This is a genomic window from Streptomyces sp. NPDC058683 (assembly GCF_042716195.1).
Classification (GTDB): Bacteria; Actinomycetota; Actinomycetes; order Streptomycetales; family Streptomycetaceae; genus Streptomyces.
The window spans coordinates 1-14,292 of sequence record NZ_JBHXSK010000070.1; the positions used below are offsets into that span (position 1 = coordinate 1).

Annotated in this window: 10 protein-coding genes; 9 read left to right on the forward strand and 1 reads right to left on the reverse strand. The window is 71.6% G+C overall.

What is annotated here, in order from left to right:
* The 7 genes from ACFWXC_RS47155 to ACFWXC_RS47185 form a co-directional block, all read left to right on the forward strand.
* Window positions 1-462: alpha-glucosidase C-terminal domain-containing protein (locus ACFWXC_RS47155; RefSeq protein WP_384489425.1), on the forward strand; the 462-nt coding region annotated here is incomplete at its 5' end.
* On the forward strand, window positions 459-2,177 hold the full coding sequence (gene treS / locus ACFWXC_RS47160) for a maltose alpha-D-glucosyltransferase (RefSeq protein ID WP_384489427.1): 1,719 nt from the start codon (window positions 459-461) through the stop codon (window positions 2,175-2,177). The genes ACFWXC_RS47155 and treS, both read left to right, overlap by 4 nt.
* Window positions 2,178-2,208: 31 nt before the next feature.
* Window positions 2,209-3,567, forward strand: a complete 1,359-nt coding sequence (locus tag ACFWXC_RS47165; RefSeq protein ID WP_384489429.1) for a maltokinase — start codon at window positions 2,209-2,211, stop codon at window positions 3,565-3,567.
* Between the two features lie 4 nt (window positions 3,568-3,571).
* Window positions 3,572-5,785 carry a 1,4-alpha-glucan branching enzyme gene (gene glgB / locus ACFWXC_RS47170; protein WP_384489431.1) on the forward strand — a complete coding sequence of 738 codons (2,214 nt, stop codon included), beginning with the start codon at window positions 3,572-3,574 and terminating at the stop codon, window positions 5,783-5,785.
* A gap of 106 nt (window positions 5,786-5,891) precedes the next feature.
* Window positions 5,892-6,980, forward strand: a complete 1,089-nt coding sequence (locus tag ACFWXC_RS47175; RefSeq protein WP_384489507.1) for a glutamate--cysteine ligase — start codon at window positions 5,892-5,894, stop codon at window positions 6,978-6,980.
* Between the two features lie 129 nt (window positions 6,981-7,109).
* Window positions 7,110-9,014: an AMP-dependent synthetase/ligase gene (locus ACFWXC_RS47180; RefSeq protein WP_384489433.1), complete on the forward strand. Its 1,905-nt coding sequence runs from the start codon at window positions 7,110-7,112 to the stop codon at window positions 9,012-9,014.
* A gap of 103 nt (window positions 9,015-9,117) precedes the next feature.
* Window positions 9,118-9,552, forward strand: a complete 435-nt coding sequence (locus tag ACFWXC_RS47185; protein ID WP_384489435.1) for an ATP-binding protein — start codon at window positions 9,118-9,120, stop codon at window positions 9,550-9,552.
* Window positions 9,553-9,588: 36 nt separating this feature from the next.
* Here ACFWXC_RS47185 and ACFWXC_RS47190 read toward each other — a convergent pair whose 3' ends face one another.
* Window positions 9,589-10,398, reverse strand: coding sequence for a methyltransferase domain-containing protein (locus ACFWXC_RS47190; RefSeq protein ID WP_384489437.1), 810 nt, complete (start codon window positions 10,396-10,398; stop codon window positions 9,589-9,591).
* A gap of 247 nt (window positions 10,399-10,645) precedes the next feature.
* Here ACFWXC_RS47190 and ACFWXC_RS47195 point away from each other — a divergent pair, with 247 nt between their 5' ends.
* Together ACFWXC_RS47195 and ACFWXC_RS47200 are read left to right on the forward strand one after the other, a co-directional pair.
* Complete coding sequence (locus tag ACFWXC_RS47195) at window positions 10,646-12,022, forward strand: NAD(P)/FAD-dependent oxidoreductase (protein ID WP_384489439.1); 1,377 nt, start codon at window positions 10,646-10,648, stop codon at window positions 12,020-12,022.
* Window positions 12,023-12,038: 16 nt separating this feature from the next.
* Window positions 12,039-14,288, forward strand: a complete 2,250-nt coding sequence (locus ACFWXC_RS47200) for an FUSC family protein (RefSeq protein ID WP_384489441.1) — start codon at window positions 12,039-12,041, stop codon at window positions 14,286-14,288.
* Window positions 14,289-14,292 lie beyond the last annotated feature (4 nt).

Sequence of the window (14,292 nt, forward strand, 5' to 3'; positions counted from 1 at the left end):
ACCCCCCTCAAAGACGGCGGCGAGGAATACCTCGACTCCGAGAAGTACCAGCTCAAACCCCGCGACTGGACCCGCGCCGAGACAGCGGGCATCGCCCCCCTCGTCACCCGCCTCAACACCGTCCGGCGCCGGCACCCCGCGCTCCAGCAGCTGCGCAATCTCCACTTCCACCACACGGACAACGACTCGGTCATCGCGTACAGCAAGCGCGCCGGAGCGGACACCGTCCTGGTGGTCGTCAACCTCGATCCCCACCACACCCAGGAGGCCACGGTCTCGTTGGACATGCCGCAACTCGGCCTGGACAGCACCTCCGCCCTGTCCGTGCGGGACGAACTGACAGGTGAGACCTACGCGTGGGGCAGGACCAACTATGTACGTCTGACACCCGGCCGGGCGCCGGCGCATGTGCTCCAGGTAGGGCGACCGACACCAGCGAACGGAGGGCCCAGCGCGTCATGACTGTCAACGACCCCGTCCAGGACACCTTCGAGGACACGCCTGCCAAGGACCGGGACCCGGAGTGGTTCAAACGGGCCGTCTTCTACGAGGTCCTGGTGCGTTCCTTCCAGGACAGCGACGGTGACGGCATCGGCGACCTCAAGGGCCTGACCGCGAAGCTCGACTACCTGCAGTGGCTGGGCGTCGACTGCCTCTGGCTGCCCCCGTTCTTCAAGTCCCCGCTGCGGGACGGCGGTTACGACGTCTCGGACTACACCGCGGTCCTCCCCGAGTTCGGTGACCTCGCCGACTTCGTGGAGTTCGTCGACGCCGCCCACCAGCGCGGCATGCGCGTGATCATCGACTTCGTCGTCAACCACACCAGCGACCAGCACCCGTGGTTCCAGGAGTCCCGGAAGAACCCCGAGGGGCCGTACGGCGGCTACTACATGTGGGCCGACGACGACAAGCAGTACCAGGACGCGCGGATCATCTTCGTCGACACCGAGGCCTCCAACTGGACCTTCGATCCGGTGCGCGGCCAGTACTACTTCCATCGCTTCTTCTCCCACCAGCCCGACCTCAACTACGAGAACCCGGCGGTACAGGAGGAGGTCCTGGCCGCGCTGCGGTTCTGGCTGGACCTGGGCATCGACGGCTTCCGGCTGGACGCGGTGCCGTATCTGTACGCGGAAGAGGGCACCAACTGCGAGAACCTGCCGGCCTCCCACGAGTTCCTGAAGCGGGTCAGGCGCGAGATCGACGCGATGTATCCGGACACCGTGCTGCTGGCCGAGGCCAACCAGTGGCCGGAGGACGTCGTCGACTACTTCGGCGACTACGAAAAGGGCGGCGACGAATGCCACATGGCGTTCCACTTCCCCGTGATGCCCCGCATCTTCATGGCGGTCCGCCGGGAGTCCCGCTACCCCGTCTCGGAAATCCTCGCGAAGACCCCGGCGATTCCGTCCGGCTGCCAGTGGGGCATCTTCCTGCGCAACCACGACGAGCTCACCCTCGAAATGGTCACCGACGAGGAACGCGACTACATGTGGGCCGAGTACGCGAAAGACCCGCGGATGCGCGCCAACATCGGCATCCGCAGGCGGCTCGCCACCCTCCTCGACAACGACCGCAACCAGATCGAGCTGTTCACCGCCCTGCTGCTGTCCCTGCCCGGCTCGCCGATCCTCTACTACGGCGACGAGATCGGCATGGGCGACAACATCTGGCTCGGCGACCGCGACGCCGTCCGCACCCCCATGCAGTGGACCCCCGACCGAAACGCCGGCTTCTCGACCTGCGACCCGGGACGGCTCTACCTGCCGACCATCATGGACCCCGTCTACGGCTACCAGGTCACCAACGTCGAGGCGTCCATGTCCTCCCCGTCCTCGCTGCTGCACTGGACGCGCCGGATGATCGAGATCCGCAAGCAGAACCCCGCGTTCGGGCTCGGCACGTTCACGGAGCTGCAGTCGTCGAACCCGGCGGTGATCGCGTTCCTGCGGGAGCACGAGGACGACCTGGTCCTCTGTGTGCACAACTTCTCCCGGTTCGCCCAGCCCACCGAACTCGATCTGCGGGTCTACGACGGCCGGCATCCGGTCGAGCTGATCGGCGGGGTGCGCTTCCCCGCCATCGGTGAACTGCCCTATCTGCTCACCCTCGCGGGGCACGGCTTCTACTGGTTCCGGCTCTCCCGAGTCGCCTCCCGCATCGGCCGTCGGCGCTGAGCGTGCGGAGCCGAGGAAAGGACGCGTCACGATGACGAAGACCGCTGACCTCCCCCGGAGCACGACGACCACCGGCCTCGACCGGCCGCTGGCCTCGCTCGGCGGGCTGCTGCGCGACTGGCTGCCCCGGCAGCGCTGGTTCGCGGGCAAGGACCGGCCCGTAACGGATCTCTCCGTACTGTCCCTGACCGAGCTCTTTCCCGGCTGTCTGCATCTGCTCGTCCACGCCGACCACTCCCCCGGCGGGGACAGCGCCCCTTCCGGTGACTGCTACCAGCTCCTGCTCGGCGTACGCGAACACCGCACGCCCCGGCTGGAACGGGCGTACATCGGCCGCGCCGAGGAGGGCCCGCTGGCCGGACTCGCAGTGTACGACGCCCTGCAGGACCCCCGTGCGGCCGAACTGCTCCTTGACCGGCTGCGGATGCCCGGCACGGTCGGCCCGCTGCGTTTCGAGAGCGCCCCGCGGACCCGGATACCCGGTGGCCTCGCGCCCCGCCTGCTGGCCGCCGAGCAGTCCAACTCCTCGCTGGTGTACGGCGATGCCTACATCCTGAAGGTGTTCCGGCGGATCCAGCCCGGCATCAACCCGGACCTGGAGGTGCCCGGGGCGCTGGCCGCGCAGGGCTGTGCGCGGGTGCCCGCGCCGGTGGCCTGGTTCCGCACCACCGAACCGAGCCCGGCGACCCTCGGGGTGCTGCAGCCCTTCCTGCCGGACGCGGCCGACGGCTGGACCCTCGCCCTGCGCGCGCTCGCGGCCGGGGACGACTTCGCCACCGAGGCGCACGAACTGGGCCGGGCCACCGCGGACGTGCATCTCGCGCTCGCCGCAGCCTTCCCGTCCGCCGTCCACGACGAACACGGGCGTACCGCGGAGGCCATGTCGGCACGGCTGGAAGCGGCCGCGCACGCGGTGCCGGCGCTGCGGCCGTACGTGCCGGGGCTGCGGGGCGCCTTCGACGCGCTCGCCACCTGTGACGCGGGACCGCACACGCAGCGGATCCACGGCGATCTGCATCTCGGGCAGGTGCTGCGGGCGGGCCGCGAGTGGTTCGTCATCGACTTCGAGGGCGAGCCGTCCCGGCCGCTCGCCGAGCGGCGCAGCACCCAGTCCCCGGTGCGGGACGTGGCCGGCATGCTGCGGTCCTTCGACTACGCGGCCCGGCAGCGCCGCCCCTGGCGCCCGGAGTGGGCCCGCCGCTGCCGGGAGGCCTACTGCGCGGGTTACGCTGCCCGGGCCGGCTGGGACCCGCGGAAGAAGCACGCGTTGCTGCGCGCCCACGAGACGGACCGCGCGGTGTACGAAGTGGTGTACGAAGCCCGGCACCGGCCGGCCTGGCTTCCGGTTCCGATGGCCGCGATCGAGCGGCTCGCCCGCTGGGGAGGCTGACCTCATGGCACTGCGCGACTCTTCGCTTCCCGAGCCCTCCGGCCCGTCCCGTCCCACGGCCCCGCCGCTGGACGCCGACGACCGCGGCCGCCTGCTCTCGGGGTCCCACCACGATCCGCACGCCGTGCTCGGCGCCCACCCCGTGGACGGCGGCACCCTGGTCCGCGCGCTGCGTCCGCACGCGCGTGCCGTGAGCGTGCTGGTCGACGGGGCGCGCATCCCCCTGACACCCGAGGACGACGGGTTCTTCGCGGCCGTACTCCCGTACGCCGAACTCCCGTCGTACACCCTGCTCGTCACGTACGAGGACGGCGACGGCGGCGAGCAGGAGGTGCACGATCCGTACCGCTTCCTGCCCGCGCTCGGTGAGTTCGACCTGCATCTGATCCGTGAGGGACGGCACGAGCAGCTGTGGAAGGCGCTCGGTGCCGAGCCGATGACCCACGAGGGGGTGACCGGAACCCGGTTCACGGTGTGGGCACCGAACGCGCAAGGCGTGCGGGTGGCCGGGGACTTCACCTGCTGGGACGGCACGCAGTACCCGATGCGCTCACTTGGCGCGGCCGGAGTGTGGGAGCTGTTCCTGCCGGGTGTGGGCGAGGGTGCCCGGTACAAGTTCGAGATCACCTCCCGGTACGGCGGCCGGTTCCTCAAGGCCGACCCGATGGCCCGCCGTACCGAGGTGCCGCCCGCGACCGCGTCGATCGTGGCGGTCTCCCGCCACGAGTGGAGTGACGCGCGGTGGATGGCGCACCGGGGCGACACACCGGTGCACGAGGCCCCGTTCTCGGTGTACGAGGTGCATCTGCCGTCCTGGCGGCCGGGATCGACCTACCGGCAGCTGGCGGAGGAACTCCCCGCGTATGTCAACGACCTGGGCTTCACCCACGTCGAGTTCATGCCGGTCGCCGAGCACCCCTTCGGCGGCTCCTGGGGCTACCAGGTCACCGGCTTCTACGCACCGACCTCGCGGCTCGGCACCCCCGACGACTTCAAATACCTGATCGACGCCCTGCACCGGGCCGGGATCGGCGTGATCATGGACTGGGTGCCGGCCCACTTCCCCAAGGACGACTGGGCGCTGGCCCGCTTCGACGGGGACCCGCTGTACGAGCCCGGGGACGAGCGGCGGGCCGAGCATCCGGACTGGGGGACCTACGAGTTCGACCTGGGCCGGGTGGAGGTCCGCAACTTCCTGGTCGCCAACGCGGTGTACTGGTGCGAGGAGTTCCACATCGACGGGCTCCGGGTGGACGCGGTCGCCTCGATGCTCTACCTCGACTACTCGCGGGACTCCGGGCAGTGGACACCGAACGTGTTCGGCGGGCGTGAGGACCTGGACGCGGTGGCTTTCCTCCAGGAGATGAACGCGACCGTGTACCGGCGTGCGCCGGGCGTGGTGACCATCGCCGAGGAGTCCACCGCGTGGGGCGGGGTGACCCGGCCGACCGACAGCGGCGGGCTGGGGTTCGGGCTGAAGTGGAACATGGGCTGGATGCACGACTCGCTGGAGTACATCCGGCACGAGCCGGTCCACCGCAAGTACCACCACGACGAGATGACCTTCTCGATGGTGTACGCGTACAGCGAGAACTACGTGCTGCCCATCTCCCACGACGAAGTCGTGCACGGGAAGCAGGCCCTGGTGTCGAAGATGCCCGGCGACTGGTGGCAGCAACGCGCCAATCACCGCGCCTATCTGGGCTTCATGTGGGCCCATCCCGGCAAACAGCTGCTCTTCATGGGGCAGGAGTTCGCCCAGGGCGCGGAGTGGTCGGAGGCCCAGGGCCCCGACTGGTGGCTGCTCGACCCGGAGTACGGCGCCGAGGCCGATCACCGGGGTGTCCGGGATCTGGTCCGCGATCTCAATTCCGTGTACCGCACGCACCCCGCCCTGTGGCAGCGGGACACCGACCCGGCGGGTTTCCAGTGGGTCGTGGGGGACGCGGCCGAGGACAACGTCTTCGCCTTCCTGAGGTTCGACGCCGAGGCCCGGCCGCTGCTGGCGGTGTCCAACCTCTCCCCCGTGGTCCGTCCCGACTACCGGCTGAACGTGCCTGGGAACGCCGCCGTCTGGCGCGAGATCCTCAACACCGACAGCGCGCGGTACGGCGGCGGGGACGTCGTCAGCCGGGGGCCGCTGCTGACCGACGAGGGCGCTGTGCGGCTGACGCTGCCGCCGCTCGGCACGGTATGGCTGGAGCCCGTCGCCCCGTAGGGCGCCGGGGACGCCGTCACGTGTCCGGGCGGCCGGGCCGGGGCAGTTCGGGATGAAAGACCCCGCCGCGCCAGGTCGCGGCCCGGCCGGAGGGCGGTCCTCGGTGCTGCGTACCGTCGGAGTGGAGGAAGAACTTCTGCTGGTCCACCCGGACAGCGGGGAGCCGATGCCCCGGTCGGCGGCCGTCCTGGACCGTGCCGCGCTGGACGATCCCGGACAGGCCGTCTTCCAGAAGGAACTGTTCGGGCAGATGCTGGAGCTGGCCACCAGTCCGCAGCTGCGCATGGCGGACCTCGGCGCCGAGATCGCGCGCTGCCGCAAGGAGGCGGCCCGGCTCGCCGGGGAGATCGGCTGCGCGGTGGCGGCGCTCGCCACCTGCCCGCTGCCGGTCACGCCCGCGCTCACCGCGCACGAGCGGTACCGGTGGATGGCCGGGCGGTTCGGCAGCGCCACGCTGGACCAGTTCGTGTGTGGCTGCCATGTGCATGTGTCGGTGGAGTCCGACGAGGAGGGCGTCGCCGTCCTGGACCGGCTGCGGCCGTGGCTTCCGGTACTGCGCGCGCTGAGCGCCAACTCTCCCTTTTGGCAGGGCCGGGACTCCGGTTATGCCAGTTTCCGCAGCCGGCTGTGGGCGCGCGGCCCGTCGGCGGGGCCGACCGAGCTGTTCGGCTCGGCCGAGGGGTACCGGCGACGGGTCGCGGACATGGTGGCCAGCGGGGTCATCCTCGACACGGGGATGGTGTACTTCGACGCCCGGCTGGCCGTGCACTACCCGACGGTGGAGATCCGGGTGGCCGACGTGTGCCTGCGGGCCGACACCACCGTCCTCGTCGCCACCCTGGCCCGTGCCCTGGTGGAGACGGCCGCCCGCGACTGGCGGGTCGGCCGGCCGCCGCTCGACCACAGTGTGAGCATGCTCCGGCTGGCCTCCTGGCAGGCCGCCCGCTCCGGCCTGGAACAGGAACTGCTCGATCCGGCGACCATGCGGCCCCGGCCGGCCGTCGAGGTGGTGCGCGCCCTGCTGCTGCACACCGAAGAGGCGCTCACCGCCAGCGGTGACGCCGGCGGTGTCGAAGAGGCCGTCGCACAGGTAGTGCACAGGGGAACCGGAGCCCGCGAGCAGCGATCGTTCCTGGAGAGCACGGGCAGCCTGCGGGATGTCGTCGTTGAGTGTGTGCGCCGTACCCAGGGCTGAGCTCTGGTCACCGGGGAGACACTAGTTGACCATTCCCGACACAGGCCGCGCTCCCCTGGGCTAGATTCGACCCGCGTCGACAACAGTACCGATCGGTGGGGTCACCCTCCGTACAACCAGGAGCAGCGCATGCGCGACTACGCCCTCGCTCCGACTACCGCTTCGACCCTGACCGGCGGGCTCGCCGACAGCATCTTCGAGACGGCGGACCGGAACCCGACCCTGCCGGTGCTGGCGCGCCGGCCCGATGCGGCCGCCGCGGGCTGGGAGGAGATCACTGCGGTCGAACTGCGTGACGAAGTGGTCGACTTGGCCAAGGGCCTGATCGCGTCGGGTATCTCACCCGGTCATCGGGTGGCCATGATGGCGCGGACGCGCTACGAGTGGACGGTGTTCTGTCTCGCGCTGTGGTCGGTGGGCGCCGAGGTGGTGCCGATCCATCCGACCTCCGCCCGGGACCAGGTCGAATGGATCCTGCGGGACGCCCGCTGTGTGGCCGTGGTGGTCGAGGACGAGCTGGCGGTGATGACCGTCGGCACGGTGTGCGAGGCCCTGCCCGGGCTCAAGCATGTCTGGCAGCTGGACGCCGGGGCGCTGGCCGACCTGGTGCAGCAGGGCGTGTTCGTCCCGCTGACCACGGTGGAGTCGCTGCGCCGGATCGTGATGCCGGACTCCACGGCGGCGATCACCTACACCTCCGGCACCTCGGGCCGTCCGCTGGGCTGCGCGCTGAGCCACAGTGGTCTGGCCTACCCGTGCGACACGCTGCTCGCGGGCTGGGGGCACACCGCCGCTCGTCCCGGCGAACAGGCTTCCGTGCTCGCCTACTTGCCGTTCTCGCACGTGTACGGCCTGATGGTGATGGTCCTTTGTCTGCGCGGCGGGATCATGATGGGCCACGAGCCGGAGATGTCGGAGATCGCGCTGGCGTCGGCGCTGGGCACCTTCAGACCGACCTACCTGTACGCCGTGCCGTCGGTGCTGGAGAAGCTGTACAAGACGTTCCTGCGCACCGCCCAGCAGACAGGCCGGGGGACCCTGTTCGAGCGGGCCGCGGAGACCGCGCGGGACTTCGCCGCCGCCCAGGAGCGGGGGCGGCTGGGCACCGGGGCGGGTCCGGGTTTCGATCTGCGGCTCCAACACGCCCTGTACGAGCGGACGGTGTACCGCAAGCTGCGGGCGGCGCTCGGCGGGCGGGTGCTGCGGGCCACCTCCGGCGGCTCCTCGCTCAGCCGTGAACTCACCCTGTTCTACGAGGGCATCGGCGTTCCCGTGCACGACGGCTACGGGCTGACCGAGTCCAGCGGCGGGATCACCATGCAGCCGCTGGGCCGGGAGAAGTCCGGCACCGTCGGCCAGGCCCTGCCGGGCACCCAGATCCAGGTCGCCGACGACGGCGAGATCCTGGTGCGCGGGCCGTCGGTGTTCCAGGGGTACGTCGGTGACAACTACGCGACCCGGGCCGCGCTGCGCGGCGGCTGGCTGGCCACCGGAGACATCGGGCGGCTCGACTCCGAGGGCTATCTGACCATCACGGGCCGCAAGAAGGACATCATCATCACCAGCAGCGGCAAGAGCGTGGCCCCGGCCCCGCTGGAGCAGCGGCTGCGGATGCATCCACTGGTGCACCAGGCGGTGGTCGTCGGCGACGACCGGCCCTGTGTGGGTGCGCTGATCACCCTCGACCCGGACTTCCTGGCGCACTGGCGGGGTGCCCTGTCGCTGCCGGGCGACTCGCCCGGGCGGGAGGCGCGCGAGGAGAACGCGCTGCGTGAGGAGATCGCCCGGGCCATCGCCTCCGCCAACAGTGCGGTGTCCCGCTCCGAGTCGATCCGGGTCTACCGAGTGATCCAGGAACCGTTCGCGCCGGGCAACGGCATGCTCACGCCGTCGATGAAGCTGCGCCGGGACGCCATAGCGCGCCACTACGCGGCCGAGATCGACGCCATGTACCAGGCCCGCTCGCGTGCCGTACGCCGGCCCGGTACGGCCGAGCCGGCCGACTGGGAGGACTCGGACGACGTGTTCCGCTGAGTACGGCACGCTTAGCGGGTGCGGCAGTGGGAACTCGCCGCGAGGGGGAGAGATCCGACAGTGAGCACGGCCCTGAGATCCCCCCGGGGCCGGGAGAGACGACATGCCGACCGGGCCACGGCGCGACCGCGGACGCTCCACGGAGGAGACCCCCGAACGCACGGTCTCCTTCCCCGGCGAGCTGCGCAACGTCACAGGCGCCCGGCTGGCCGCGGACGGCTACCTCGCCGACCTGGCCCGTACCTCGCCGCCCACCGCCGCCGAGTGCTGGGACGACATCCTGCTGGTGGTGACGGAGCTGGCCGCCAATGTCGTCCAGTACGCGCCGGGGCCCTTCGAGCTGCGGATGCGACGCACGTACGACGGTGTGCACATCACCATGCACGACACCAGCCGGGTCGAGCCCGAGCCGCGCCCCTTCCATCCGCGGCACGGCGGGGGCGGCGTCGGCTGGCACCTGCTGCACACCCTGTGCGACCAGGTCAGCGTGGTCGTCACCGAGACCGGCAAGGACATCCACGTCTTCCTGCCGTGGTGAGCGGCGGGTTCCGGCCCCGGTGCGCGGCGGGCGCGCTCAGTCGGGGCGGTGTGCGACCACCCCGAACATCGTCACCGACATGTGCAGCGCCCCCTGCTCGGCGGCCTCGGCGAGGTCGGCGTACAGGGTGTCCCGCTGCTCCTCGGTCAGGGCGCCGGTGCGCACGGCGGACTCGCCGAGCATCCGGATCAGCGGCCAGGCGACCGTGCGGTGGTCCTGGAGCAGGGCCTGCGAGCCGCGGTCGTCCACCACGAACCCGGCCGCGCTGAGCTGGCCGACCAGGCGGCGCCCGGAGTAGGGGTTGGCGCCGTTGAGGGCGGCCGCCATGAGCGCCTGCACGACCGCCGGGTCGCCGGGGTGCAGCAGAGTGGTCCCCCAGTCGGTGTCCAGCAGCGCCACCCGGCCGCCGGGCCGCAGCACCCGGGCCATCTCGGCGACGGCCCGGTCGGGGTCGTGGAGGTGCTGGAGCACCCGCTCGCACCACACCAGGTCCATCGAGCCGTCGGGGACGGGCAGCGCGGCCGCCTCGCCGTGGACGAACCGGGCCCGGCTGCCCGGGGAGCGTTCCTCGGCGACCGCACGCAGACTCGGGTTGGGCTCGACACCGATCGCGACGCCGTCCGGACCGATGGCGGCGGCCAGCGTCCGGGTCTGCGAGCCGGTGCCGGAGCCGACGTCGAGGACCCGTTCGCCGAGCCGTACCGCCAGCGCCTCCTCGGCCCAGGCGCGCAGGCGTCGTACGCCCGGATTGGCGTCCTGGACGTCCAGGGCGCCCACCAGCGGGGCCACGCGGTCGGGGTCGATGTGCCGCTGCTGGAAGCCCGTTCCGGGCTGGGTGTGCGCCATGGCGGGCACTCTACTGGCGTACGTGATCGCCGCGGACGACCTTGTACCGGACGGAAGTCCGGCGCATATCTGTGCGACAGCCGGTTACTCCTCTTGATCGAGGGGCATGCTGGAGCCCATGCGTTCGTCTGCCTGCGCCGCCCGGCTGGCGGAACGGCGTCGGGCACGGTGGGATCGAACTGGTGCGAGGCAAGCGTTCCAGGGCATGCGAACGGCGTGACCCGGGCCCCTGGAGCAGCGGAAAGGGATGGACACCGTGACACGACCCAGGATCCTGGTGGTGGGCGCAGGCTTCGCCGGAGTGGGATGCGTACGCCGTCTGGAGCGCAAACTCGCTCCGGACGAGGCCGACGTCACCCTGGTGTCGCCGACCTCCTACCAGCTGTATCTGCCGCTGCTGCCACAGGTCGCCTCGGGCGTGCTGACGCCCCAGTCGATCGCCGTCTCGCTGCGCCGCAGCAAGAAGTACCGCACCCGGATCATCCCGGGCGGCGCGATCGGCGTGGACCTCAAGTCCAAGGTGTGCGTCGTCCGCACCATCACCGACCAGCAGGTGAACGAGCGGTACGACTACATCGTGCTGGCCCCGGGCAGCGTCACCCGCACCTTCGACATCCCGGGGCTGACCGAGCACGCCTTCGGGATGAAGACCCTGGCCGAGGCCGCCTACATCCGTGACCACGTCATCTCCCAGCTCGACCTGGCCGACGCCAGCGACAACCCGGTCGAGCGGGCCGCGCGGCTGCAGTTCGTGGTGGTCGGCGGCGGATACGCGGGCACCGAGACCGCCGCCTGTCTGCAGCGGCTCACCCACGCGGCGCTGCACCGCTACCCGAACCTGGACCCGAAGCTGATCAAGTGGCACCTGATCGACATCGCGCCGAAGCTGATGCCGGAGCTGGGCGACAAGCTCGGCCGCAGCGCCCAGGAGATCCTGAGCCGCCGCGGCATCGACATCTCCCTCGGGGTGTCGATCGAGAAGGCGGGCCCCGAGGAGGTCACCTTCACCGACGGCCGGGTGGTGCCCACCCACACCCTGATCTGGACGGCCGGTGTGGTCGCCAGCCCGCTGATCGCCACCCTGGGCGCGGAGACGGTCCGGGGGCGGCTCGCGGTCGACGCCGAGATGACCCTGCCGGGCCAGGACGGGGTGTTCGCGCTCGGCGACGCGGCCGCCGTACCGGACAAGGCGAAGGACGAGGCGGGCGCGGTCTGCCCGCCGACCGCGCAGCACGCCATGCGGCAGGGCAGGGTGGTCGCCGACAACGTCATCGCGACCCTGCGGGGCCAGGCGCTCCATCCGTATGTGCACAAGGACCTGGGGCTCGTGGTGGACCTCGGCGGCAAGGACGCGGTCTCCAAGCCGGTGGGCATCGAACTGCGCGGGCTGCCCGCCCAGGCGGTGGCCCGCGGCTACCACTGGTCGGCGCTGCGCACCAACGTGGCCAAGACCCGGGTGGCGACCAACTGGCTGCTGAACGCGCTGGCCGGCGACGATTTCGTCCGTACCGGCTTCCAGTCCCGTAAGCCCGCCCGGCTCAAGGACTTCGAGTACACGGACACCTATCTGACCCCGGAGCAGGTCCGGGCCCGTGCCGAGGGCCCCGGCGAAGCCACGGCCTGAGGCAGAGCGCGGCCAGGTGAGCACAGCGGGGCGGTCGGTGCGGGCGGAGGTGCGGGGACGGCTCGCGGCGGCCGACCCCGGGCTGCTCCGCTTCACCGCCGGCCTGCGGACGGTCCTTGCCATCGCGGTCACGCTCGCCGTCCTGGCGGCCCTGCGGTTCGACGTGTCCCATCTGGTGGCGGGGGCCATCACGGCGATGGTCGCCACCTTCGCGATCCGTGAGAAGGGGCGCTCCCAGCAGGCTGTCACGCTCGCCCTGGGGCTGCCGGTGGCACTGGCCTCGATGTCCCTGGGGGCGCTGCTCAACCAGCAGGTCGTGATCGGTGACCTGTTCTTCGTGGCGCTCATCTTCTGCGCGGTCTACAGCCGGCGGTTCGGCGACCGGGGCACGGCGCTGGGGCTGATCGGCTTCCAGATCTACTTCGCCTCGCTGTTCGTGCGCGCGACCGGGCCCGCACTGCCGGGTCTGTACGTCGTGATCGCGGTCGCCTTCGGCAGCGCGGCCCTGGCACGCTTCGTGCTCGTGCCGCAGACACCGGCGGGCATCCTCGACCGGCTGCGGCGGGCCTTCCGGGGCCGGTTCGCCCAGCTGGTGGCCGCTCAGGCGGAGTTGCTCGACGCCGGGCCGGACGAGTTGGACAAGGCGGTGGAGGAGGTCCGGGTCAGAACGGCCCGGCTGCACGAGACGGCGCTGCTGATCCAGGGGCGGCTCCCGGACGGCACCTCCGACGAGGCGGTGGCCCGGCTGGTGCAGCGCCGGATCGCGGACGCCGAGATCGCCGCCGAGCGGCTCGGCCTGATGCTGCTCACCGCGCGCAGCGCCCGGCGGGCGGACACCCTCACCCTGCATCTGCCCGGCGCCCACCTGCCCTCGGCGCCCCCGCTGCCGGCCCGGGACGAGGCGCTGGACCAGCTGCGGCTGGATCTGGAGGCGCTGCGGCTGCTGGTGCTGCGGCCGGCCGGGCCGCAGCCGGGGACCGCGCTGTCCCGGCTGCGCAACCGGCTCCTCGGCTACCGCGAGGAGGAGAACCTGCCGCCCGCCGACCCCGCGGTGCAGGACGTCTTCCGGGGGGTCGGCGAAGCCGCCCGGGCGGTCATGGGGCTGCGGATCGCGCTGGACGGGCCGCAGGACGAGTCCGACGACACCCCGGCCACGTCCCGGTCCCGTGAGGAACTGGACGCCGAGGACGCGGCCATCGAGGTCGCCGAGGAGAAGGAAGGCGAGAGCGAGGAGGCCACCGGGCTGCACCGGCCCACCACGCGGGCGGCGGTGCAGGTGGCCGTCGGCTCGTCGCTGGCCATCGTGGGCGGCGAGTTCCTGTCCGCCCAGCGCTGGTACTGGGCGGTGCTGACGTGCTGGATCGTGTTCCTCAACACCGCGTCCACCGGCGAGATCCTGGTCAAGGGATACCGGCGGCTGCTGGGCACGGTCCTCGGCGTGGTGGCCGGCATCGGGCTGGCGGGGCTGGTCGGGCACCACACCTGGACGGCGTTCGGGCTGGTGCTGCTGTTCGTCTTCGCGATGTTCTACTCGGCGCCGCTGTCGTACACCCTGATGTCGTTCTTCGTGACGGCGATGCTGGGCCTGCTGTACACGCTGCTCAACACCTACAGCCTGGACGTCCTGGTGCTGCGGATCGGGGAGACGGCGCTCGGCGCGGTCTGCGGGGTGATCGCGGCCGCGGTGGTGCTGCCGGTGCACACCGACCGCCGTACCGACGAACTGCTCGTCACGACGCTGGACCGGCTGGCCGACGTGACCCGGGCCGCCGCCGACCAGTTGAGTGGGGCGCCGCCGGCCGACCTGGTGGAGAAGGCCCGCGACCTGGACCAGGCGCTGGCCGATCTGCGGGCCGCGGTCCAGCCGTTGACGCATCCGATCACCCCGCTGCGGTCCCGCCGGGACACCGCGCGCTATGTGGTGGCGCTGCTCGAGACGTGCGCCTACCACGCGCGCTCGCTCGCGGCGACGGCCGAGCTGCTGCCCAACCATCCGGCGATCGCGGCGGATCCCCGGCTGCGCGGGGCGGGGCAGCGGATCGTGCACAACATCGAGGCGATCGCCGCCCAGGTCGACGACCGGCGGCCCGCCGCCGAGATCGAGACGGGCCCCAGCATCGCGGCGATGCTGCACCCGGGCACCCTGCGCGCTCCGCGCTACGGCCGGGTGACCGACCGCGTGCTGCGGCATCTGCAACGCCTCGACGAGGCCGTGACGGGCCTGGCCCGGCCGCTGAAGGTGCCGGTCCGGGCGCGCACCGCCTGACGGG